Annotated in this window: 22 protein-coding genes; 7 read left to right on the forward strand and 15 right to left on the reverse strand. The window is 66.5% G+C overall.

Going from position 1 to position 21,340, the window contains the following annotated elements:
- Positions 1-3 precede the first annotated feature (3 nt).
- From xylB to DV704_RS07250, 5 genes are all read right to left on the reverse strand, one after another.
- A complete protein-coding gene (gene xylB / locus DV704_RS07230) occupies positions 4-1,467 on the reverse strand; it encodes a xylulokinase (RefSeq protein ID WP_114798908.1) in 1,464 nt (487 codons plus the stop codon).
- The gene (xylA, locus tag DV704_RS07235; RefSeq protein ID WP_199489955.1) at positions 1,464-2,624 is read right to left on the reverse strand and encodes a xylose isomerase; all 1,161 of its coding nucleotides are present in this window, start codon (positions 2,622-2,624) and stop codon (positions 1,464-1,466) included. Before xylA ends, xylB begins: the two co-directional genes overlap by 4 nt.
- Positions 2,624-3,745, reverse strand: a complete 1,122-nt coding sequence (locus tag DV704_RS07240) for an ROK family transcriptional regulator (RefSeq protein WP_114798910.1) — start codon at positions 3,743-3,745, stop codon at positions 2,624-2,626. The genes xylA and DV704_RS07240 overlap by 1 nt, the downstream gene beginning before the upstream one ends.
- A gap of 77 nt (positions 3,746-3,822) precedes the next feature.
- Positions 3,823-4,341, reverse strand: coding sequence for a chromate transporter (locus DV704_RS07245; RefSeq protein ID WP_114798911.1), 519 nt, complete (start codon positions 4,339-4,341; stop codon positions 3,823-3,825).
- A 5-nt stretch (positions 4,342-4,346) separates the two neighbouring features.
- Complete coding sequence (locus DV704_RS07250; RefSeq protein ID WP_233498287.1) at positions 4,347-4,904, reverse strand: chromate transporter; 558 nt, start codon at positions 4,902-4,904, stop codon at positions 4,347-4,349.
- Between the two features lie 28 nt (positions 4,905-4,932).
- Between DV704_RS07250 and DV704_RS07255 the strand changes: the two genes are divergently transcribed.
- On the forward strand, positions 4,933-5,724 hold the full coding sequence (locus DV704_RS07255) for a metallophosphoesterase (RefSeq protein WP_114798913.1): 792 nt from the start codon (positions 4,933-4,935) through the stop codon (positions 5,722-5,724).
- Positions 5,725-5,788: 64 nt separating this feature from the next.
- On the opposite strand, the gene DV704_RS07260 is transcribed toward DV704_RS07255, so the two are convergent.
- Entirely contained in the window at positions 5,789-6,190 is a 402-nt protein-coding gene (locus DV704_RS07260; protein ID WP_114798914.1) for a hypothetical protein, read from the reverse strand.
- Positions 6,191-6,285: 95 nt separating this feature from the next.
- Between DV704_RS07260 and DV704_RS07265 the strand changes: the two genes are divergently transcribed.
- Positions 6,286-7,197 (forward strand): hypothetical protein, encoded by a 912-nt coding sequence (locus DV704_RS07265; protein ID WP_114798915.1) that lies wholly within the window; start codon positions 6,286-6,288, stop codon positions 7,195-7,197.
- 457 nt (positions 7,198-7,654) lie between these two features.
- Complete coding sequence (locus tag DV704_RS07270) at positions 7,655-9,370, forward strand: diguanylate cyclase (protein WP_147279594.1); 1,716 nt, start codon at positions 7,655-7,657, stop codon at positions 9,368-9,370.
- On the opposite strand, the gene DV704_RS07275 is transcribed toward DV704_RS07270, so the two are convergent.
- The 6 genes from DV704_RS07275 to DV704_RS07300 all read right to left on the reverse strand — a co-directional run bounded on the left by DV704_RS07275 (position 9,367) and on the right by DV704_RS07300 (position 14,169).
- Positions 9,367-9,942 (reverse strand): DUF305 domain-containing protein, encoded by a 576-nt coding sequence (locus DV704_RS07275; protein WP_114798917.1) that lies wholly within the window; start codon positions 9,940-9,942, stop codon positions 9,367-9,369. The two genes, DV704_RS07270 and DV704_RS07275, sit on opposite strands and share 4 nt — an antisense overlap.
- An 83-nt stretch (positions 9,943-10,025) precedes the next feature.
- On the reverse strand, positions 10,026-12,509 hold the full coding sequence (locus tag DV704_RS07280; protein ID WP_114798918.1) for a heavy metal translocating P-type ATPase: 2,484 nt from the start codon (positions 12,507-12,509) through the stop codon (positions 10,026-10,028).
- Positions 12,506-12,787 (reverse strand): metal-sensitive transcriptional regulator, encoded by a 282-nt coding sequence (locus tag DV704_RS07285; protein ID WP_114798919.1) that lies wholly within the window; start codon positions 12,785-12,787, stop codon positions 12,506-12,508. Before DV704_RS07285 ends, DV704_RS07280 begins: the two co-directional genes overlap by 4 nt.
- Positions 12,787-12,984, reverse strand: a complete 198-nt coding sequence (locus DV704_RS07290; RefSeq protein ID WP_114798920.1) for a heavy-metal-associated domain-containing protein — start codon at positions 12,982-12,984, stop codon at positions 12,787-12,789. The genes DV704_RS07285 and DV704_RS07290 overlap by 1 nt, the downstream gene beginning before the upstream one ends.
- A 64-nt stretch (positions 12,985-13,048) precedes the next feature.
- Entirely contained in the window at positions 13,049-13,846 is a 798-nt protein-coding gene (locus DV704_RS07295; RefSeq protein ID WP_114798921.1) for an SDR family oxidoreductase, read from the reverse strand.
- The gene (locus tag DV704_RS07300; RefSeq protein WP_114798922.1) at positions 13,843-14,169 is read right to left on the reverse strand and encodes a hypothetical protein; all 327 of its coding nucleotides are present in this window, start codon (positions 14,167-14,169) and stop codon (positions 13,843-13,845) included. Before DV704_RS07300 ends, DV704_RS07295 begins: the two co-directional genes overlap by 4 nt.
- Before the next feature lie 42 nt (positions 14,170-14,211).
- Between DV704_RS07300 and DV704_RS07305 the strand changes: the two genes are divergently transcribed.
- Complete coding sequence (locus tag DV704_RS07305; protein ID WP_114798923.1) at positions 14,212-15,189, forward strand: D-alanine--D-alanine ligase family protein; 978 nt, start codon at positions 14,212-14,214, stop codon at positions 15,187-15,189.
- On the opposite strand, the gene DV704_RS07310 is transcribed toward DV704_RS07305, so the two are convergent.
- From DV704_RS07310 to DV704_RS07320, 3 genes are read right to left on the reverse strand one after another with little or no spacing between them, the layout of a single operon-like run.
- Positions 15,186-16,535 (reverse strand): glycogen synthase, encoded by a 1,350-nt coding sequence (locus DV704_RS07310; protein ID WP_114798924.1) that lies wholly within the window; start codon positions 16,533-16,535, stop codon positions 15,186-15,188. The genes DV704_RS07305 and DV704_RS07310 overlap by 4 nt on opposite strands.
- A complete protein-coding gene (locus DV704_RS07315) occupies positions 16,532-17,683 on the reverse strand; it encodes a MalY/PatB family protein (RefSeq protein WP_114798925.1) in 1,152 nt (383 codons plus the stop codon). Before DV704_RS07315 ends, DV704_RS07310 begins: the two co-directional genes overlap by 4 nt.
- A gap of 18 nt (positions 17,684-17,701) precedes the next feature.
- Complete coding sequence (locus DV704_RS07320; RefSeq protein WP_233498288.1) at positions 17,702-18,889, reverse strand: diguanylate cyclase; 1,188 nt, start codon at positions 18,887-18,889, stop codon at positions 17,702-17,704.
- 82 nt (positions 18,890-18,971) lie between these two features.
- Between DV704_RS07320 and DV704_RS07325 the strand changes: the two genes are divergently transcribed.
- The 3 genes from DV704_RS07325 (at position 18,972) to DV704_RS07335 (ending at position 21,339) form a co-directional block, all read left to right on the forward strand.
- Positions 18,972-19,604, forward strand: coding sequence for a ribonuclease HII (locus DV704_RS07325; protein ID WP_114798927.1), 633 nt, complete (start codon positions 18,972-18,974; stop codon positions 19,602-19,604).
- Positions 19,605-19,662: 58 nt separating this feature from the next.
- Positions 19,663-20,145 carry a DUF4384 domain-containing protein gene (locus DV704_RS07330; protein ID WP_114798928.1) on the forward strand — a complete coding sequence of 161 codons (483 nt, stop codon included), beginning with the start codon at positions 19,663-19,665 and terminating at the stop codon, positions 20,143-20,145.
- 111 nt (positions 20,146-20,256) lie between these two features.
- Positions 20,257-21,339, forward strand: a complete 1,083-nt coding sequence (locus DV704_RS07335) for a TRAP transporter substrate-binding protein (RefSeq protein WP_114798929.1) — start codon at positions 20,257-20,259, stop codon at positions 21,337-21,339.
- Position 21,340 lies beyond the last annotated feature (1 nt).

Consider the following 21,340-nt stretch of genomic DNA (forward strand, 5'->3'; position numbering starts at 1 on the left):
CCCCTAGCCCTGGTAGAGCTCGAGCGCCTTCTCAACGGCCTCCTGGTACCCCTGCCGCAGGCCCTCGAGCCCTGTAGCCGGCAACGGGGAGGGCTGCTCGGCGGGGGCGGTGGCCTCCAGGGCTTCCTTCAGGCTTGGGTATACCCCTGCCCCCACCAAAGCCAAAAGAGCAGCCCCCCGCGCCGCCCCCTCGTCGCCCGCCACCCGCACCACCGGCACCCCCAGCGCCCCGCCCAAGAGCGAGAGCCACAGGTCGGAGGCCGCTCCCCCGCCGGTAGCCAGCAGCCGCCGGGCCTCGGCCAGGGGGCGCATCACCCGGTAGACCTCGCCCAGGCTCAAAGCCACCCCCTCCAAGACCGAACGCACCAGGTGGCCCCGCCGGTGGGCCAGCGAAAGCCCCACAAAGGCCCCGCGCAGGTAGGGGTTCAGGTACGGGCTGCGCTCCCCGGCCAGGAAGGGCAGGAAGTACAGCCCCGCGCTGCCCAAGGGGACCTGCTCGGCTTCCTGCAAGAGGGCATCCAGGCTCACCTCCGGGAAAAGCCCCCGCAGCCACTCCAGGCTGCCCGCCGCGCTCAGCGTCACCCCCAGCAGGTGGTAGCCCCCATCGGCGTGGGCAAAGAGGTGCACGCGCCCCTCGGGCTCGGGGGTGGGTTCCTCCAGGGGCAAAAAGATTACCCCGCTGGTGCCGAGCGAGACGCTGCCCACTCCCCCGCGGTGGCGCGAGACCCCCAGGCCCAGGGCCGCCGCGGCGTTGTCGCCCGCCCCGGCCACCACCGGCAGGCCCGCCGGCAGGCCGGTGGCCTGGGCCCAGGCCGGGCTTAGAGCGCCCACCACCCGCTCGCTAGGGCCCACCTCGGGGAAAAGCCCTTCGGAAAGCCCCAGGCTTTGCAGGATTTCACTGTCCCAGCGCCGGGTGGCCAGGTTCAGGGCCCCCACCCCGGAGGCGTCGGAGTACTCGCTGACCCAGGCCCCGGTCAAAAGGTAGGCCAGGTAATCCTTGGGCAAAAGCACCTTGTAGACCTGCCGGAAGACCTCGGGGTGCTGGTTTCGGAGCCAGAGCAGCTTGGGGAGCTGGAAGCCGGTAACCGCCGGGTTGCCGGTGCGCCGGATCAGCTCCTGGCGCGGGATGGCCGCTTCTATCTGGGCCACCTCCTGGGCGGTGCGCTGGTCGTTCCAGAGGGGGGCTGGCGCCAAGGGGTCGCCGGCTTTGTCCAGGAAGACCGCCCCGTGCATCTGGCCCGAGAGCCCCAGGCCCACCACCTCGGCCCCCTCCAGCCGCCCGCACAAGGCCCGCAGGGCCTCCTGGGCGGCCCTGGCCCAGTCCTGCGGGTCTTGCTCGGTCCAGCCGGGGCGGGGGGTGTGCAGGGGGTAGGCGGCCCGGGCCTCGGCCACCTTCCGGCCTTGCTCGTCCAGGGCCACCGCCTTGAGCCCGCTGGTGCCCAGGTCCAGCCCCAGCGCCAACCTCATCCCCGCACCCCCAGGAGGTGCTCCACGGCGAGCTGGTCGAGGGCCTCCAGGGCATAGCCGCGCGAACGGCGGGCCTCGGGCAGGGCGAGCCCTTTGAGTTTCTCGGCTTTCTCCCGGCTGTAGCGGCCCAGCAGGGCTAAGGGCTCGGGGTCGGCCTGGTAGTACTCGGCCAGCAGGGCCTCTACCTCGGGGTCGGCGCGGAAGGCCTGGGCCTTTTCCTTCAGGATGAGGTAGGTGCGCATGCAGCCCTTGGCAAAGGCCCAGACCCCGGCCTCGTCCTCGGTGCGCAGGGCGTGGGCGTCGAAGTGGCGGGGGCCGGTGTAGCCGCTGTGCTCCAGCAGGTCTACCAGGAAGAAGGCGGCCTTGAGGTTCTCCGCGCCAAAGCGCAGGTCCTGGTCGAAGCGGCTCATGCGCTGGTCGTTGAGGTCGATGTGGAAGAGCTTGCCTGCGTCTAAGGCCTGAGCCACCGCGTGCACGAAGTTGAGCCCGGCCATGGTCTCGTGGGCGAACTCGGGGTTGAGGCCGAAGAGCTGGGGCTGCTCCAGGGTGCCAATAAGGGCCAGCATGCTCCCCACGGTGGGCAGGTAGATGTCGCCGCGGGGCTCGTTGGGCTTGGGCTCCAGGGCAAAGCGGTAGCCGTAGCCCCGGTCTTCTGAGTAGGCAGCCAGGAAGTTGAGGGCCTCGCGAAACCAGTCCCAGGCCCGCTGCACCTTGCCGGTGGCGTCCACCTCGGCCCCCTCGCGCCCCGGCCAGACCACGTAGATCTGGGCCCCCAGCTCAGCCCCCAGGTCGAGGGTCTCCAGGCTTTTTTTGAGGGCATAGGCCCGCACCCAGGGGTCGGGGCTGGTCAGGGCTCCGTCCTTGAAGGCCGGGTCGGAGAAAAGGTTGGCGGTGACCATGGGCACCTTTAGGCCGGTTTCCTCCAGGGCTCGCTTGAAGCGGCGCAGGATGGCCTCGCGCTCGGCAGGTGGGGTGCCGCGGGGAATCAGGTCCTCGTCGTGCAGGTTGACCCCGTAGGCCCCCAGCTCGGCCAGCTTGTAGACCACGTAGTCGGGCTCGAGCCGGGCCCGCACCGCCTCGCCAAAGGGGTCGCGCCCCACATTCCCCACCGTCCAAAGGCCAAAGGTGAACTTGTGCTCGGGTCTGGGTTGGTACATCATTCCACCTCGTAAGCCATCTGCTCCACAAAAGAATCCGCCGCCAGCGCCCCTATCCCCAAAAGCGCGGCCTCGCGGCCTAAAGGCGAAAGGGCCACCTGCTCGGGGGTATGCACCGAGAGGGCGTAGCGGGGCAGCCGCTTTTGCGCGGCCTTTAGCAGGGTCTCCCCGATAGCCTCCACCAGAGGTCCCCCCAGAAAAACCTGTTCGGGGTCGAGGGTGGCCAGCACCACCGCCAAGAGCTGGGCCAGGCGTTCGGCCATCTCGTTTAGCCGGGCCCTGCTGGGCGAGGCCTGCCAGCGGCGGTAGCTCAGGAAGGCCTCGGCGCAACCCCGCTTGCCGCAGCGGCAGGGGGGACCTGCGGGGTCTAGGGGGATGTGGCCCACCTCGCCGGCGTGGAAGCGGGCCCCGTGGTAGACCCGCCGCCCCACCACCACCCCGCCCCCCACGCCCACCCCTAAGCTCAGGTAGACGCAGTGCTCCAAAGCCAGCCCCGCCAAGGCGTAAAGGCCATAGGCCGCAGCGTTGGCCTCGTTTTCCACCACTGCCAGGGTCTTGTTCAGCCCAAGCGCCGTAAGCGCCGCACGGAAGCGCTCCAAGAGGGGCAGGTCGGCCCAGCCCAGGTTAGGGGCCAGGGTCAGGTGGCCGGCCTCCGGCTCCAAAAGCCCCGGCAGCGAAAGCCCGGCGGCCAGCACCCGCACGCCCTGCAGGTAGGGGGCGGTGGCCGCTTGAAGCTGCGCCAGGGCTTCTTCCAGGCGGGCGGGGGCCGGGGGCAAAACCACGTGGGCCCGCACCTCCCCCCGCAGGTTCAGCAGCGCCACCGCCATACGGTCCACGTCGATTTCCCAGGCCAGGGCCAGGTGGCGCTGGCCTTCGAGCTCGAGGGCCACCGAGGGCCGCCCCTGCCCGCTGGGGGGCAAAGGCCGCTCCTGCACCAGCCCTTCGGCCAATAGCTCGGCCACCGCCTCGGTAACTGCCGAGGGGGAGAGGCCGAGCTTGCGGGCCAGGCGGAGGCGGGAGATGCCTGCCTCGGCCCGAATGGCCTGCAGGATGCGGGCACGGTGCCAGCGCCTGAGCTGGCGGGTGCCGCCAGTGGGGGTCGACTCGGTGAACCTGCGCATAGAGGTCTGGCTGTTTATTTCTCGACAAGAATAAAATACCCCCTTTCCCTCTCCCCGTCAAGCGCTCCCCAAGGGGCCTAGAACAACCCCACCGCCAGACCCAGCAGGGCCCCGCCGGCTATAACCCAGGCCACCGGCACCCCGCGGTAAATTAGGAAGGCCGCCAGAAGCATGGCCAGCAACCACCCCACCCCATCAATCCCCACCTGGACCAGCACCAAGAACATGCTGCCACTCAGCCCCACGCTGATTGGCACCAATGCCTTGCGCACCGCCCGGCTCCAGCGGGCCCGGGCCATCCACTGCCAGCCCCTTACCAGCCCCATGGCCCCCAGCGCCCCCGGCGCAAACATGCCCACCAGGGCCGCTATAGCCCCGGGCAGACCGGCCGCGCTCAGGCCGTAGAAGATCACCGCCAGCATGTTGGGCCCAGGTACGAACTGCCCCAGGGCAAATCCGTCGGCAAAGGTCTGGGGGGTGACCCACCCGTGAGCGATGAGAACCCGGGCCATCTCGGGCAGGTTGGCCATGCCTCCCCCAAAGCTCAAAAGACCAAAGCGCAAAAAGGTGAGAAAAACCTGAAGCAATTCCGGCATGGGCCCTACCCCCAGGGGTCCTCTTCTGCAGCCTCTGGCCAGTACAACATCACTCCCAAAGGCATAAAGCAGAGCAGCACCAACAAAAGCGGCCAGTGCAGTAGGCCGTAGGTAACAAAGACCCCCAGGGCCAGCCCCACCGCTTTGAGCGAGCCCAGGGCAAGGGGTGCTTGGTGGAAGAGGGTTGCTAAAATAAGGCCAATAGCCGCGGCGGTCACCCCGCTGAGGGCACTCTCGGCCAGCGATCCCGGCAGGGCACCCAGCCGGAGATAGGCAAGGCTCAGGAACAGCATCAGCAAGGCACCCGGGGTCAGAACCCCCAGCAGGGCCAGCACCCCACCCACCACACCTCCCAAGCGCGTACCAAGGTGAACCGCCATATTGGCAAACACCGGCCCTGGCAAAATGCGACACAGCGCAGTGGCCTCGAGGAACTCCCGCTCCTTCATCCAGCCTCGCCGCCGCACCAAAGCCTGGTAGAGCTGGGCGCTCCCCCCACCGCCGAAGGCCACCAACCCCACCTGCAAAAACGCCCAAAAAAGCGCCGGTAAGGATACCTTCACGCCTTGGATGATACACTTTGGCCCGAGCATGCCCTACGTGGTCGGCGACGTACATGGCTGTCTGGAAGCCCTGCTGAGGCTGCTGCACCAGGCCGGCCTGGTGGGTCCCGGGGGCCAGTGGATTGGTGGGGCGGCCGAGCTTTGGTTTCTGGGCGACTACACCGACCGTGGGCCCGACGGGGTGGGGGTGCTGGAGCTGCTGATGCGCCTCGAAGAGGAGGCCCAGCAGGTCGGTGGGGCGGTACACGCCCTTTTAGGCAACCACGACCTGATACTGCTGGCGGCCTACCGGTTCTCCCAAGAAAAGGTGCCCAGCCTCCTGGAGGCCGGTGAGCAGGTCAACTTTCTGGAGCTTTGGCGGCATGTGGGGGGCCAGCCCCACGACCTGGAGCGGCTGGAGGAGCGGCACGTCCGCTGGCTAGAAGCGCGCCCGGCTTTGGCCCGGGTGGGAGAAACCCTGTTGATGCACGCCGACAGCACCTTCTACCTCGAGCTGGGCGAAAGGCTAGAGGAAGTCAACCAGAATCTGCAGGCCCTCCTTCGCTCGACACAGGTGGAGGCCTGGGACGCCCTCATAGGGCTGTTTTCTACCCGGTTCGCCTTTGTGCGGGGAGGCGTGCCGCTGACCAAGGAGTTTTTACGCCTGCTCAGCGCCGAACGCCTGGTACACGGCCACACCCCCATCTACACCCTGCTGGGCTGTCCGCCCCAGGCGGTGCGGGAGCCATTGACGTACAACCAAGGCCTTTGCCACAACGTAGACCCCGCCTTGTGGAAAGGAGGACCAGGGTTTGTGTGGAGCCTGCCCGCGAACACTTGACAAAACTCTTTTGCTGTTCTAGGATTAGGGGCTTGTGAGGAAGCCCAACGAGGAGTAAAAAGCCTCAGCGAGCTATTCCCGTCTCAATGAAGCGCCACCAAAGCAAAAGGCCCACCAAAGCCGCCCAAAAGAAGTAGGGTCCCACCCGCTCAGGAGGTTTTTCCAGGCTTTTGCGCAGCCAACCTTCGGGCTCCAGTCCGCTCACAAACCAAAGGATCCCTGCGGCCATCAGGCCATACACGGCATGCAGCCAAGCCATCCCTCCCATCAGGAGGGTGCGTACCAACAACTCCACCGTATAGGCCACCACCGCCAGAAGTGCAACCGCCCGAAAAAAGCGGGCCTGCCAGGGGGCCGGCTCTCGCAGCAAAAGGGAAAAACTGAGGAGGAGGAAAGCCCCTAACCCAAGGAGCACCAGGAGGTTGAGCAAACCCCGGAATCCGATCAGCAGTATCGGCAGCTCCATACCGGGAGTCTAAACGCGAGCAGCCATCCCAAAAATATCACAGAAGGGTGAAAATGGGAGGATTACCCTTGAGTTTAGGGGAGGTTTCGCCGTCCATGCTCGAGCTCTTCACCAACGCCCCAGCCCATTGGCCCAGGGTGCGGCTCGAGGGGCTGATCGCCAGCGAGGCCCCGGAAGCCCAGGCGGCCAACCGCCTGATCTTTGCCACCACCATCGAGACGGTCTTTCGCCGCTCGGGGCTACAGGTGCTGGAGGCCGATGTGCTGCGGCTCACCCGGGAGGGGGTGTTGGAGATTCCGCTCAGGGTACGGGATGGAACGCTGGAGTACGACCTCTTCTTCTACCCGGTGGCCGACGAAAAGGCCGCGGCCCACTATGTGGCGGTGCTCGAGCTGGCGCAGAAGTGGGGGAGGATTCGCCCCATATTCTACAGCACCGACGACCTGCTTTCGATTTACCCAGCCGAGATTGAGACCGTAGCCCGGCGGGACCGGCTCTACATCCAGGCCACCCTGAGCGCCCCCAAGGGGCAGTACGCCATGTGGTGGGCCGAAGAGGAGGGCGAGCAATTCCACTACAGCACCACCTACGAACTCTTCGATCGCATATACCGCGAGCTAAACGGCCTGGAGATGCGCGCTTTTGCCCTCATCCTATTGGAGCTCGGTATGATTCAAGATGAGTATGAGTTCACCGCTTCCTCCCTCACCGACACCACGGTGGAAATCCCGGTGGAGGGACCGGAGGGGGTGCCCCTGATCATCACCTTCTCTCAGCACCGCGGTCTGCGCTTTCACTTCCACCTCGAACGCACCAGCCCCGAGTACCGCGACCTGTTTTTGAATCTGGTCCTGCTCCGCCTCAGGGCCTGGCGCAAGACAACCCCCATGGACCAGATCCGGCGCCTGGACAGCCCTGCCTACATCTGGTGGCGCGAGCTGGGCAAGCGGCTCCGGATGAGCCCAGCCGAACAGGCCATAAGCGCGGTGGGGTCCATCAAGCGCTGAAAAGCCGCGTAACGCCCTCGGCTTTGTGCGGGGTCAATTGCCCTGCCGTAACGGTCATCCAGGGTCGCAAAACCAGCGCCTTTCCATTACATTGGCCCCAGAAATGGAGTGGGGCCGTGTGGAAAGAGGATTCCCCGCTGAATTGGGCGCTAAGCTTCTTTGAAACCACCTATCCGGGTCCTAGCCGGCACATAGGGTCTCCTGCGGAAATTATTGGAGGTTCTAAATGCCAGTTCCGTCCCGCTCCCGCCGGCTGAAGGCGGGCCTCACGACCACCCTTGCTAGGGAATTACTCTCTGCCAGCAGCAAACAAGCCTTTGAGCGAAGTCTGGATAAAATACTAAAAAGCCTTCCCCCGGGGGCGCAGGGCTTCTGGTGGGTCGAGGAAAGCCCCGGACAGTTTGGCCTGAAGGCCCATCTGGGGCTACCTGTCCTAAGGCCAGAAGAGGTAGGCAAGGTGGGCGAAGGCGCCTTCCGCAAGGCCTACCGGGGAAGCCTTAGGGACTGGCGCCGGGGCCGGCCCGCCCTCCTCGAGGGAGCCCACCTCCTGCTGCGCCTGCTGCCCCAGGCGCCGGCCTGGCTGGAAGGGCTCGAGCGGGGCAGCAACCTCATCCTGCCCCTGGCTGAAGAAGAGCGGGTCTGGGCCTTGCTGCACCTCTACACCCCCTTCCCGCAGCGGGCCAAGGCCCAAAAGCTGGGGTCGCTCGTAAAAGGGCTGGCCCCCCTCCTGCGCGCCGTATACCTGCGGGAAGCCGCCGAGCGTAGGGGACTGTGGCTTTCCCTAATCAACACCCTGCTCGGCACCCAGCAGCGGTCTACCCCAGAGCCTTCGGAGAAAACGGACCTCCCCTCCTGGCTCGAGCTCCACCTCCGGGACACCCTGGAAGAGGCCACCCGCCTCCTGGAAGCCGAAGGGGCCCGCCTCGTCCAGCTCGAGGGCCCGGTCCGCACCCTAGTCCAGGCCGGCTGGGGGGCCGGGCTGCCGGTCGAGCTGGCCCTCCAGCACGGCCTGGGTGAAAGTCTAAAAAGCGGGCAGCAGATCGGGATTCCCCGTTACGACCTGTACCCCAAGGCCTGCCCTGCGCTGGTCGAGGCCGGGCTGCGCAGCCTGTTCGCCCTGCCCATCCCCCGGCAAAGCCACGCCTTGCTGTTCTTCAGTACCCAGCCCAACTGGCTGCCCGACGCCCAGACCCAGGCCCTGCTGAGGGACATGGCCGCGGCCATCGGGGTGGTTCAGACAGAGTGGACCCTGCGGCAGGAGCTGGCCCGGGCCGCGCTGACCGACCCCCTAACCGGGTTGGGCAACCGTCGGGCCTTCGAGCACGATCTCAAGAGAATTCAGGAAAGCCCGGACCGGCGCCTGACCATGCTGGTGCTGTTCGACCTGGACAGCTTCAAGCAGATCAACGACACCTACGGGCATGTGCAGGCCGACCACGTCCTGGCCCGGCTAGGGGGGGTCTTGCGCTCCAAAGCCCGGGCGGGCGACCGGGCCTACCGGCTTGGGGGCGATGAGTTTGCCCTCCTCATTGAAGGGCCCGGCCATCTCAAGCCCCTGCGCGTAGCCGAACGCTACCGGGCGCTGATCGAGGAGATCCGGGTGGCAGAAAACACCTACCTGCGGGTCAGCCTGGGCTACGCAATCTATCCGCAGGACGCCGCCGACCCCGAAAGCCTCTGGCAGTTGGCCGATGACCGCATGTACAAAGACAAACTCCAGCGCAAAAGCCGGGCCCCCGGTCCGCCCCCTCACGCCCTGGCCCAGTACCAGACCCCCCTGGTTCGGCTGGCCCGGCGGCTGGGGGCCAGGCTCGGGCTGGGTCCAGAGGAAATGAACGCGCTCCAGGCCGGCTGCTACCTTTTGCAGCTTGCCACGGGCGAGCTGCGCCCCAACCCAGAAATGACACTGCCCAACGGGCTTCTGCGCGAGGCAGCACGGATGCTGCTTTACCTGCACAGCCCCTGGGAAGGGAAGGCCGGCCGGGGCAGCGAGCCCATCCCTTGGGCGGCGCGGGTGCTTCAGGCGGCCCACGGGTTCATCCAGGCTCTTCGAAGCATGAAAGACCCCAAGGAGGCGCTGGAGGCGCTCCGAAAAGACCCGCGCTTCGACCCTGGGGTGGTGAAGGCTTTTCCACCGCCAGAAGAGCTAGGGGAACTGCTCTCCCAAGGCTAGCGCATCGCCTCGAGCCAAGCCCGAAACTGGGCCACCTCCCGACTCTGCAGCGCAATTACCTCCTGGCAAAAGCGCTTGAGCTCGAGCCGGCCCGCTTTCTGCAAGCAAAGGCGAGACATCGCCACGGCCTCTTCGTGGTGGGGAATCATGCCCTCCAGAAAGGCCCTTTCGGCCCGCCCGGTCTGCATCCCCTGCCGGGTGCTCCTCTGCATGGGCTCCATACCGGCCCGCATCATCTGCAGGTAGCGCGGGCTGGGGGCCACGCCGTACCAGGCTTTGAGCCAGCCCGTAAGCTGGGCAATTTCCTTGTTCTGCACGGCAATAATCTCCTGGGCCGCCTTGCGGATGCGGGCCTCCTTCGAGAGCTTCAGTATGGCCTCCGCCATCTCCACCGCTCCCCTGTGGTGTTCGATCATCATGGACATGTAGGCGATGTCGAAGTCGCGCCCCGAGAGCTTTTTGAGCTCGGTCATGGACTGCATGGCCATACCGCCGTGTGCGCCGTGGTCGCTCTGGGCCAGGCCCCACCCGAGCAGCAGGGCCGCTACGAAGCCGAACATTTTTGCGTGCATATGCGCCTCCTCAGACTTGTTATGAACTAACCCGCAAGCGGGCGTTAGCCACCTGTGTTGATTGGGGGTTTCCACTAAAAAACTCATACCTGAGGAACCGGCTTTCCCGCCCGTGCCTCGACCCAGGAACCCAGCGGCGCCCTGAAGGAGCGCAGCCGCAGGGCGTTGGACAGCACAAACAGCGAGGAAAGCCCCATGGCCGCCCCGGCCAGCATGGGCGAGAGCAGCCAGCCGGTAAAGGGGTAGAGCACCCCGGCGGCCACCGGAATCAAAAGCGCGTTGTAGGCGAAGGCCCAGAACAGGTTGAGCCGGATGTTGCGCAAAGTGGCCCGGCCCAGCGCGATGGCATTGGGCACCCCGCGCAGGTCGCCCGAGATCAGAATGACATCGGCAGTCTCCACGGCCACGTCGGTGCCGGTGCCGATGGCCAGCCCCACATCGGCCTGGGCCAGGGCCGGGGCGTCGTTGAGGCCGTCGCCCACAAAGACCACCTTGGCCCCCGAACGCTTTAGTTGCTCTACCGCCTGGGCCTTGCCCTGGGGCAGCACCTCGGCCAGCACCTGGTCTATGCCCAGTTGGCGGGCGATGGCCTGGGCGGTCAGGCGGTTATCGCCGGTGATCATGGCCACCCGGAAGCCCAGCCGGTGCAGGGCCTGGAGGGCTGATGGGGCTTCTTCCTTGATGGAATCGGCCACCGCCAGAACCGCTGCCAGTTGGCCGTTGATGGCGGCGTAGAGCGGGGTCTTGCCCTGCTCGGCGAGCAGTCTGGCCTGGGGCGCAAATGGGGCAACGCTGATCCCCAATTGGGCCATGTAGCCTTCCGAGCCCACCTCCACACGGTAGTGAGCGACCTGCCCGCTCACCCCCAGGCCCGGCAGGGCCCTAAAATCGAGCGGCTCCAACAACTCTAGCCCCTGGGCCCGGGCAGCCCGCACGATGGCCTGGGCGATGGGGTGCTCCGATTTTTGCTCGAGGGAAGCCAAAAGCCTGAGCACCTCCGCCCGGTCGAGGTTTAGGGTTTCAAAGTCGGTGAGTTCGGGGCGGCCTTTGGTCAGGGTGCCGGTTTTGTCGAACGCTACGATGCAGGCCTCTTGCAGGGTTTGCAAAGCCTCCCCACTGCGGAACAGAACCCCCATCTGGGCGGCCTTGCCCATGCCCACCATCAGGCTGGTGGGGGTGGCGAGCCCCATGGCGCAGGGGCAGGCGATGATCAGCACCGCCACCGTGTTCACCAGGGCCAGGGTCAGGGCATTCTCGCCGCCAAAGACCAGCCACACCCCCGCCGTGAGGGCCGCGATGACCAGCACAACGGGCATGAAGACCGCCACCACCCGGTCGGCCAGGTTCTGAATAGGAGGCTTGGTGGCCTGGGCCTGCTCCACCAGCCGGATAATCTGGGCCAGCACCGTTCCCTCCCCCACCGCCGTGGCGCGGAAGGTCAGGGTGCCGTTCTGGTTGAGCGTACCCCCCACCACTTTGGCCCCCTCGCTTTTGGCCACCGGGAGGGGTTCGCCGGTGAGCATGCTCTCGTCCACGTAGCTATGCCCCGAGACCACCACCCCGTCCACCGGGATTTTCTCCCCAGGGCGCACCACCACCAAATCGCCCACCCGCACCTCGTCTAAAGGCACTTCCAACTCGGCCTGGTCCCTGAGCACCCGGGCGGTGCGGGCCTGCAAGCCCAGGAGCTTCTTCATGGCCTCGCTGGCGCGGCCCTTGGCGATGGCCTCGAGGTACTTGCCCAGCAAGACCAGCGTGATGACCACCGCCGCCGCCTCGAAGTAGACGTGCCGGGCCTGTGGGGGGAAGACCTGGGGAAAGAGCACCACTGCCAGGCTATAGAAGTAGGCCGCCGAGGTGCCCAGCATGACCAGGCTGTTCATGTCGGGCGAACCCGCCCGCAGGGCCGCAAAGCCGTGCCGATAAAAGCGCAGCCCCGGCCCAAACTGCACCGGGGTGGCCAGGGCCAACATGACCCAGTTCCACACCCCTTCGGGGGCCAGTGAGTGCAGGAACATATGGGCCGGCATCCAGAGCATGGGTAGCATGGCCAGCAAGAAGAGCGGCAGCGAAAAGTAGTAGGCAAAGGTGAAGGCCTGCCGGAGCGAAGCGACTTCCCGCTCGCGGGCTTCGCGTTCTACATCGGTGCGCTGGGCCTCGAGCACCCCGTAGCCCGCCTCCCGCACGGCCCGTTTGAGCTGGGCCGGCCCGGTGAGGGCGGGCAGGTACTGGATGCTGGCCCGCTCGGTGGCGAGGTTGACGCTGGCCTTTAGCACCCCTTCGGTTTTTTGCAAGGCCCGCTCAACCCGACCCGCGCAGGCCGCGCAGGTCATGCCGGTGATGGCAAGCTCGAGCTCGGCCACCAGGGGTTTGTACCCGGCTTCCTCAATTTTGGCAACAAGCAGTGCAGGGCTCACCTTCTCGGGGTCGTAGGCGATGCAGGCCTGTTCGGTCGCCAGGCTGACCTGGGCCCGCTCCACCCCCTCCACCTTCTGCAAGCCCCGCTCCACACGGGCCACGCAGGCCGCGCAGGTCATGCCCTGGATGCCAATCCGGACCTCTTTCAACGGCACTTCAGCACCTCCATCAGCTCGTCCACCATCTCCTTGGCCTCACCCCGTAAAGCGGCGCTGGCCACGTGGTGCTCGAGGTGGCTCCTGAGCACCATCTCGCCCACCTTGTCCAAAGCGCCCTGCACCGCCTTGAGTTGCTTGAGCACATCCACGCAGTAGGGCTCGCCCTCCAGCATCCGGATAACCCCCTCCAGATGCCCCTTGGCCGAGAGCAGGCGGAGCCTGGCCTCCTGCCGCACCTTGGGCTCCAGGTGCAGGTGCCCGCGCGGCATCAGGCCACCCGGGCCCTGTAGCCCTCCTCCTCCACCGCCCGCACCAGGGCCTCAGGGGCTGCCTGCCCCTCCACCCGGGCCTGGCCCGGCTCGAGCGAGACCTCCACCCGCACCACCCCGGGTACCCTCTTCAGCGCCTCCATCACATGCCGCACGCAGTTCTGGCAGCTCATGCCCTCAATCTCCAGGACAACCATAGGTTAGAGACTAACCCACCCCAGGAGGGGTGGGGTAGGGCTGGCCTTACAATCGGGCCTGGCCCTAGCGTTCCAGAAGGGCCCCCATCTGCCGCCTTATAAAGCGGGTGGCCCAGGCCGGGGCCAGGCGGTAAAGAAGGTCCATCAGCCGGGCATCCGGCCCCACCAGCACCCGGAAACGGTCCCGCTCTACCCCAGCCAGAATACGCCGAGCCGCCTCCTCAGGGGCCAGGGGCTGGATAGCAGGGCGCCTGCCGGCTGAAGCCACCTCCACCCCCGAGTGCGCGGCTATGCCGGTGGCCACCGCCCCTGGAAAGACCACGGTAACCCGCACCGAGGTGCCTAGAAGCTCGGCATATAGCCCTTCGGTCAGAAGCTTCACCGCAGCCTTGGAGGCCCCGTAGAGGCTCTGGCCTGGCACGGGAAGAAAACCACCCATGCTCGAAATGTTCACGATGTGGGCCTCGGGGCGGGCCAGGAGATGGGGCAGAAAAGCCTTGGTCATGTAAAGGGTACCGTAGAAGTTGACCCGCATCACCCGTTCGATGGCCTCATACCCCAAATCCTGTAGCCGCACGAAGGGCTGGATGATACCTGCGTTGTTGATAAGAGCGTCCACAACCCCATGCCGGACCACCACCTCAGCGGGCAATGCCTCCACCGCCTCCTGCTCGGCGATGTTGGCGACATGGGTGGAAAGCTGTTTAGAACCCTGCGCCAGCGCCATGGTCTCCTGAAGGGCTTTTTCGTTGATGTCCACCGCCGCCACCTGTGCCCCCTTGCCCAGAAGCTGAAGCACCAGAGCTCGGCCGATGCCGCTGCCCCCGCCTGTTACCACCACGACCTTGCCCGAGAGTCTCATGGACCATCCTCCGAACGGGGCAGACGGCCCTGCTCGCGCAGGGTGCGGAGCACAATCCAGGCCTCGGCCTCCTCAGGGGTCCTGGCCTGGCCCACCTCTTCCCCGGTGCGCTTGTCCAGGATGCCGTAGGCCCGTCCGCTCGCAAGCGGGCGGTACTCGTAGGGGGCCTGGGCCAGGAAAGCCTCCAGATCTACCCCCTCCCCCAGCACCTGGCGGAACCAGGCCTGCTGGGCCCTTTCCACCCGCTTGTGGCCCCAGTAGTGGACCAGGCCAAAAAGCCCGATGAGGCAAAAGAGCACCAGGAAGACCGCCACCCAGCTCACACCCCCAGTCTATACCTGACGTCCGCTGCTACAATGCGCAATATGAGTAGGTTACGCATCTTACTCATTGCCGGGGGGCCTCCCGGCGAGCACGAGGTCTCCCTGGCCTCGGCGCGAGGGGTCCTCGCCGCCATGCCCCACCCTACCGAGCTGGCAGTAATAGCCAAGGACGGGCGGTGGTGCTTAGGCGATGAGGCAGAGAAGGCCCTCCTGGCAGGGGTGGCCGAACAGGGCTTCCACCCCTTTCCCCCTCCCATCGCCTGGAACAGCTACGATGTGGTCTTTCCCCTTCTGCACGGCAGGTGGGGGGAGGATGGCTGTTTGCAGGGTTTTTTAGAGCTGCTGGGCCGGCCCTACGTGGGGGCTGGGGTGCTCTGCTCGGGGCTTTGCATGGACAAGGACCTGGGCAAGCGGGTTCTGCAGCAGGCCGGCATTCCGGTCGTACCCTGGGTCACCCTCCGCCAAAGAGAACCCCTGCCCGAGCTGCCCTTTCCGCCCCCCTACTTCGTCAAGCCCGCCAACACCGGTTCTTCAGTCGGCATCTCCAAGGTCAGAAGCCCCGCCGAGCTGCCCCCCGCGCTGGATAAGGCCTTTGCCTGGGACCGCAAGGTGCTCATCGAGCAAGGGGTGGAGGGGGTGCGGGAGCTCGAGGTGGGGCTTTTGGGCAACCTGGAGGTCCAGGCCAGCGTGGTGGGGGAGATCACCTACCAGGCCGAATTCTACGACTACGAGACCAAGTACACCCCGGGCAAGGCCCGCCTGCTCCTGCCCGCAGCCATCGACCCCGCTCTCTCGATTCGCATCCAGCACCTGGCCCAGAGCGCCTACCGCCTTCTGGGCGGGCGGGGCATGGCCCGGGTAGACTTCTTCCTTTCCCCCCAGGGCGAGCTCTACCTGAACGAGCTCAACACCATCCCGGGCTTCACCCCCACCAGCATGTACCCCAAGCTGTGGGAGGCCTCGGGCCTGGCCTACCCTGCCCTGCTCGACCGGCTGGTCCGGCTGGCGCTGGAAAGCTAGGCCGGCTGGCCCAAGAGCCGCTGGTAGAGGTGCTGATAGGCCCGGGCCGGGTTCTCCCAGGAAAAGTCCTGCCGCATGGCGCTCCTGGCCACCGCCTCCAGGTCGGGGTGCTTTAAGAACTCCCGCACCCCGTGGAGAATCCCCCCTGCGTCTGCGGTCTCAAACATGAAGCCGGTCTCCCAGTGCCGCACCGTATCCAAAAGCCCCCCCACCGCCCGCACGATGGGGGGGGTTCCGTAGCGCATGGCGATAAGCTGGGCCAGGCCGCAGGGCTCAAAGCGCGAGGGCATCAAGAAAGCATCCGCACCGGCGTAAATGCGGTGGGCCAAGGCCTCGTGGTAGCCCTGCACATAGGCCAAACGCCCTCGGTGCTGGGCGCTGAGCCGGCTAAAGGTGTGCTCGAGCTCGGCCTCTCCGCTGCCCAGCACCACCAGGTTGACCCCCAGGTCCAGGAGGCCCTCCACCGCCTGGGCAATCAGGTCTATGCCCTTCTGGTAGACGAAGCGGGAGACCACCCCCAAGGTGGGGCGGTCCTCCAGGCCCAGCTCGGCCTTGAGGGCGCTTTTGTTCCTGGTTTTCCCAAGGAGGTTGTTCGCGTCGTAGTTGAAGGGCAGGTAGGGGTCGGTGGCGGGGTTCCAGTACTCGGTGTCCAGGCCGTTCAGAATGCCCCTGAGCTTGCCCTGGTGGGCCCGGAGCACCCCATCCAGCCCCTCGCCCCCCTCGGGGGTGGTGATCTCCCAGGCGTACCGGGGCGAAACCGTGGTCACCGCATCGGCGTTGACGATGCCGGCCTTCATCAGGTTGACCGAGCCATGGTGCTCCAGGCCTGCCCCATAGTAGGTCTCGCCCGGGAGGCCCGTCCAGGCATAGAACTCCTCTGGGTTCCACACCCCCTGGTAGGCCAGGTTGTGGATGGTGTAGACCGTGCGGCCGGAAAACCAGCCCAAGTTGCGCAGCAGGGGAAGCAAAGCCGCCTGCCAGTCGTGGGCGTGCACCACCTCGAAGTCGCGCAAGAGCTCGGCCACTGCCAAAGCGAAGCGCACGAAGCGGCGAAAGTCGTCGGGGTAGCCGTAGACCCGGTCCCGGGCAAAGTCGCCCAGGCCCAAAAGCACGTACCGCACCCCGCGATGCTCGGCATGCCCGATACCGGCCCGCTCCTCTTTCCCGGCGAAGCGGAAGCCGACCTCGCCCACATAGTAGGCCTCGATGCCCCAGTACCAGGGCAGGAAGACGGTGGGCTCCACCCCCAGCCGCCGCAGGGCCTGGGGCAGGCTGCCCACCACGTCGGCCAACCCCCCCACCTTGGCCAAGGGGAAGGCCTCCGAGGCCACGAAGGCCACCCTCATACCCCCTCCACCACCCCGGCGATGCGCTCCAGCGCCTCTGCCAGCACCTTTTGGCTGGTAGCAAAGTTGAGCCTAAGCCAGCCGGCGTAAAAAGGCCCAAAAGCTCGCCCGTCGCTCAGGCCCACCCGGCCCCGCTCGAGCACCTTCTGGTAGGCCTCCTCCCCCAAAGCCTGGCGGAAATCGAGCCAGGCCAGGTAGGTGCCCTCCGGGGGCGTGTAGCCTACCTGGGGCAGCCGGCTTTGCAGAAAAGCGCTCAGAAAATCGCGGTTGGCCCGAAGCTGGGCCCGCACCGCCTCCAGCCAGGGTCGCCCATGCTCCAAAGCTGCCCGCCAGGCCGCCATGGAGAGCACATTGGGGTGCCCCCCCAGGCCCTTGAGCACCTGGGCCAGGGCTGCGAGGAGCCTGGGGTTGTGGCTGATCACCACCCCGCCCCCCAGCCCGGCGGTGTTGTAGGCCTTGCCAGGACCGGTGAGGGTAACGGTGCGCTGGGCAATCTCAGGACCAAGGGAGGCCAGGGGCACGTGGTCTCTTTCAAAGACCAAATCGGCCCATAATTCGTCCACCATCACCCAAAGCCGGTGCTCCAGGGCAAACTCGGCCAGCCGCAAAAGCTCCTCCCGCCGGAAAACCCGGCCGGTGGGGTTTTGCGGGTTGCAGAGCATCAAAAGCCGGGTGCGGGGGGTGACCAGCCGCTCGAGCTGCTCGAAGTCGATGGCCCAGCCCTGGGTGGTGGGCTGCAAGGGGTTGTAGCGCACCTCCCGCTGGTGCTCCCGCAGCGCGTTCAGGAAGGGAGGGTAGACCGGAACCTGGATAATCACCTCATCCCCGGGGCTGCTCAAAGCCAGCACGCTGGCATAGATGCCGGGCACCACCGAGCTGGTGAGGAGCAGGTTCTCCGGGCTGAGGTCCTTCAGGCCCTTGCCGGCCTGATCTTCCACGATGCGCTCCAAAAGCTCTCCATCCCCTCGCGGGGGGGGGTAGCCCAACCCGAGCCGCAACCGCTCCTCCACCGCCCGGAGGATGGCCTCGGCAACAGGAAAGTCCATGTCGGCCACCCAAAGCGGCAGCACATCTGGGGGGTAGAAGTGCCACTTGAGGCTGTAGCCGTGAGGGTCGCGCAGGAGGTGAGCGGGGAGCTCGAGCTGCATGCCTCTAGCTTATCGCCTTCAGCCCTCCAACCCCCGTGGCAGGAACTCCTCGCCCTCCTCCGCCACCACCTGGTCCCGTCCACCCCCCTTGGCCCGGTACATGGCCTCGTCGGCCCGGCTCAAAAGGGCTGCTGGGGTATCCCCGGGCCGATAGGCGGCCACCCCGATGCTCAGCGTGACGGAAACCCCGGTCAGCGGACTCTGGCGCACCACCTCCAAAAGCCGCTGGGCCAGGCGCTGGGCCTGGGGCAGGTCGGTTCCGGGGGCCAGCAACAAGAACTCCTCCCCGCCCCAGCGGGCCAGCACGTCGTTCTCCCGCAGGTGCCGCTGCAACCGGGCCGCCACCTCGCGCAAAACCTGGTCGCCCACCGAGTGGCCGTAGGTGTCGTTGACCAGCTTGAAGCGGTCTATATCGGCCAGCAGCAGGGCCAGGGGCTGCCCATAGCGCCGGGCCCGCTCCAGCTCGAGCTCCAACACCTCCTGCATGCCCCGCCGGTTGAGCAGGCCGGTGAGGGCGTCGGTGTGGGCCATCTGGTGCATTTGGGCGTAGTAGCGGCGCAAATAGGCCAGCACGAAAAGGAGCATCAGGAAGGCTAGGTTGGAAAGCACAAACTGCAGGGTGGTGTTGAGGGCGGTGTGGTTGATCTGCGGGCTTTGGAGCAGACCCAGCCCCCCCAGCAAAACCCCCAGCCCCAGGTAGCCCAGGGAGAAGTACAGGGCCTGGCGGCGCCTTAGGAGCACGAAGGCCATCAGGTAGACCACGGGAAACCAGAGCAAAGCAGGGCTGATGCCATCGCGGCGGTGCAGGAAATGGGAAGCCTCGTAGTACACCGCCCCAAGCTCGTACACGCCTATCAAGACCAGGGCCAACTGCCAGACCTGGCGGATGCGCTCGGGGTTGCGCAGAAGGTAGATTTCCAGCAGCAAAAAGCACAGGGCCAGCGGCCAGAGCAGCCAGCGATCCAGCAAGTTGAGCTTACCCGCAGCCACCGAAAACCCCCAAGCCGCCAGGGCTGCTGCCGCTCCCATGGGCAGAAGCCAAAGGGTCACCCTGAGGCGCAGGCCCTCCAAGGGGTCGGCTACCTCCAAGGTGGCGTAGGGATCGAGGTTATGGCGGGTCATAGCGGAACACCGGGGAGCTTCAGAACGCCGCTCGTAGAGCATCTTACCTCCTAGGGGCACCTCCCAACGCCAAATCTCAGCCATGCCTTTACTGGGTACCCCCTTTGCGAAGGAAGGGTAGCAAACCCCCCCTTAACCAGGTCTGAACGCGGGCTATACTGGCTCGATGAAAGCACCTTTGGAGGCCGAGTGGTGGGACCTGGGGCTGCGGGTGGCCGGGGTGGATGAGGCCGGGCGGGGGGCCTGGGCCGGACCGGTGGTGGCAGCGGCGGTAATCCTGCCCGGTCCCGGGGCCTACCCCTTTGCCGACTCCAAGACCCTCACCCCCGCCGAGCGCGCAGCGCTGGAAAGCCTCGTAAAGGAGGTGGCCCTGGCCTTCGCGGTGGGCTGGGCCAGCCACGAAGAGGTCGACCGGCTGGGCGTGCTGCAGGCCACCCATCAAGCCGCCCTGCGGGCCCTGGCCCAGCTCACACCCCGACCCCAGGCCCTCCTGACCGACTACCTGCGCCTGGAACCCGTTTGGCGGACCTACGCCGAGACCCCCACCGCCCCCCTCTGCGCCCCTCCCAAGGCCGACCGGCTAAGCCCCAGCGTGGCTGCGGCCAGCATCCTGGCCAAGCAAGCCCGCGACCGCTACATGGAGGCCCTGGAGGCGCGCTACCCTGGCTACGGCTTCGCCCAGCACAAGGGCTACGGCACCCCCCAGCACCAGGCCGCCCTCAGGCACCTGGGCCCCTGCCCTGAACACCGCCTGCGCTTTGCCCCGGTGGCCCGGCTGGGCCCTTTTGAACCGGGCTAGAGCGCTCTTTCAGGTTTCTTTGGGGGAAAGGAGCTAGAATTCCAGGCAGGTGGTCGTGATGCGCAAGGTGCTGCTGGTGGTGTTGGGGCTCCTGGCGGGCTGTGCGCCCAGTTCCGTAACAGTGGGGCTGGGGCTGCGCCTCGAGCTCAGCCCCGTCATCACCCGGTTCGAGCCCGACCGGGGACCCGGCTCCAGTTACCGGGTCGGCGAAAGCGTAAGGTTCTGGCTGAGCCTTACCCGACCGGGCTACATCACCCTGGCGGCCATAGACCCCGACGGGGTGGCCTACGAATTCGACCGGCTCTTCCTCAACCCGGGGACCCACCTCCTCTCGGGCCCCCCTGGCTACCGCTACGAGCTCCGCCCTCCTCTGGGCCTCCAGCGGGTGCGGGCCATCTACACCGATACCCCTCATCCCCCCGGCCTTGTGCTGCGGGGCCGCTATACCGCCTCGGGCTGGGAGCAGCAGACCTACCTCTACATCGAACGTAGTGGCTCGAGGGTGCGCGACATCGCCGAGACCTACTTCTACATCCGCTAGCCCCCCCCTCCAAACCCCCGCTATTGATGACCCGTGATTCCGGGAATATAATCTCATAGCACCCACTTGTGTGCCTAAAATCTAGGCTTTACTTCACCACGGAGGAAACCCATGAAGCGACGCGAGTTTCTGAAAAAGGCAGGGATTGGCGCGGTAGCCGCCAGCAGCGTTTTCGGCCCGGTCTATGCCCAGACCCAGCCCCGCATCCGCTGGCGCATGGCCACGAGCTGGCCCCGCTCGCTGGACACCCTCTTTGGGGGAGCCGAGCTGGTGGCTAGGCGGGTCTCTGAGCTGACCGAGGGGCGCTTCGAGATCCAGGTCTTCCCTGCAGGGGAGCTGGCACCGGGATTGCAAGTGCTAGATGTGGTACAGGCCGGCAACGTGGAAATGGGCCACACCGCCAACTATTACTATATTGGCAAGAGCCCCTCGCTGGCCTTCGACACCGGGTTGCCCTTCGGCCTCAACCCCCGGCAGCAGAACGCCTGGCTCTACTTCGGCGGGGGTCTGCAGGCCATGCAGCGGGTGATCGCCGACTTCAACGCCATCACCTTCCCCGCCGGCAACACCGGGGTGCAGATGGGCGGCTGGTTCCGCCGGGAGATCCGCGGCCCGGAGGACCTCAGGGGGCTGCGCTTCCGCATCCCCGGCCTAGGTGGCCAGGTGATGAGCCGGCTGGGCGCAACGGTGCAGACCCTGCCCGGGGGCGAGATCTATCTGGCCCTCGAGCGTGGGGCCATCGACGGGGCTGAGTGGGTAGGCCCCTACGACGACGAAAGGCTGGGGCTGCACAGGGCTGCCCGCTTCTACTACTACCCTGGCTGGTGGGAGCCTGGCTCCACGGTCTCGACCATCGTGAACCTCGAGCGCTGGCGCAGCCTGCCCAAGGCCTATCAGGAGGCTATCATCAGCGCCAGCCGCGAGGCCAACGACTCGGTCATGGCCGAGTACGATGCCAAGAACGCCCCGGCTCTGGCCCGCCTGGTACGGGCGGGGACCCAGCTCCGGCCCTACCCCACCAGCGTGCTGCAGGCAGCCAACCAAGCCGCCACAGCCCTCTACGACGAGATTGCCGCGCGCGACGCCACCTTCCGCGGCATCTACGAGGGCTGGAGGAGGTTCCGCGACGAGACGCGGCGTTGGTTCGCCACCAACGAGTTCCGCTACGACGACTTCGTGCGGACCCTGCGCTAGC

The sequence above is a fragment of the Meiothermus sp. QL-1 genome (genome assembly GCF_003351145.1).
Taxonomy (GTDB): domain Bacteria; phylum Deinococcota; class Deinococci; order Deinococcales; family Thermaceae; genus Meiothermus.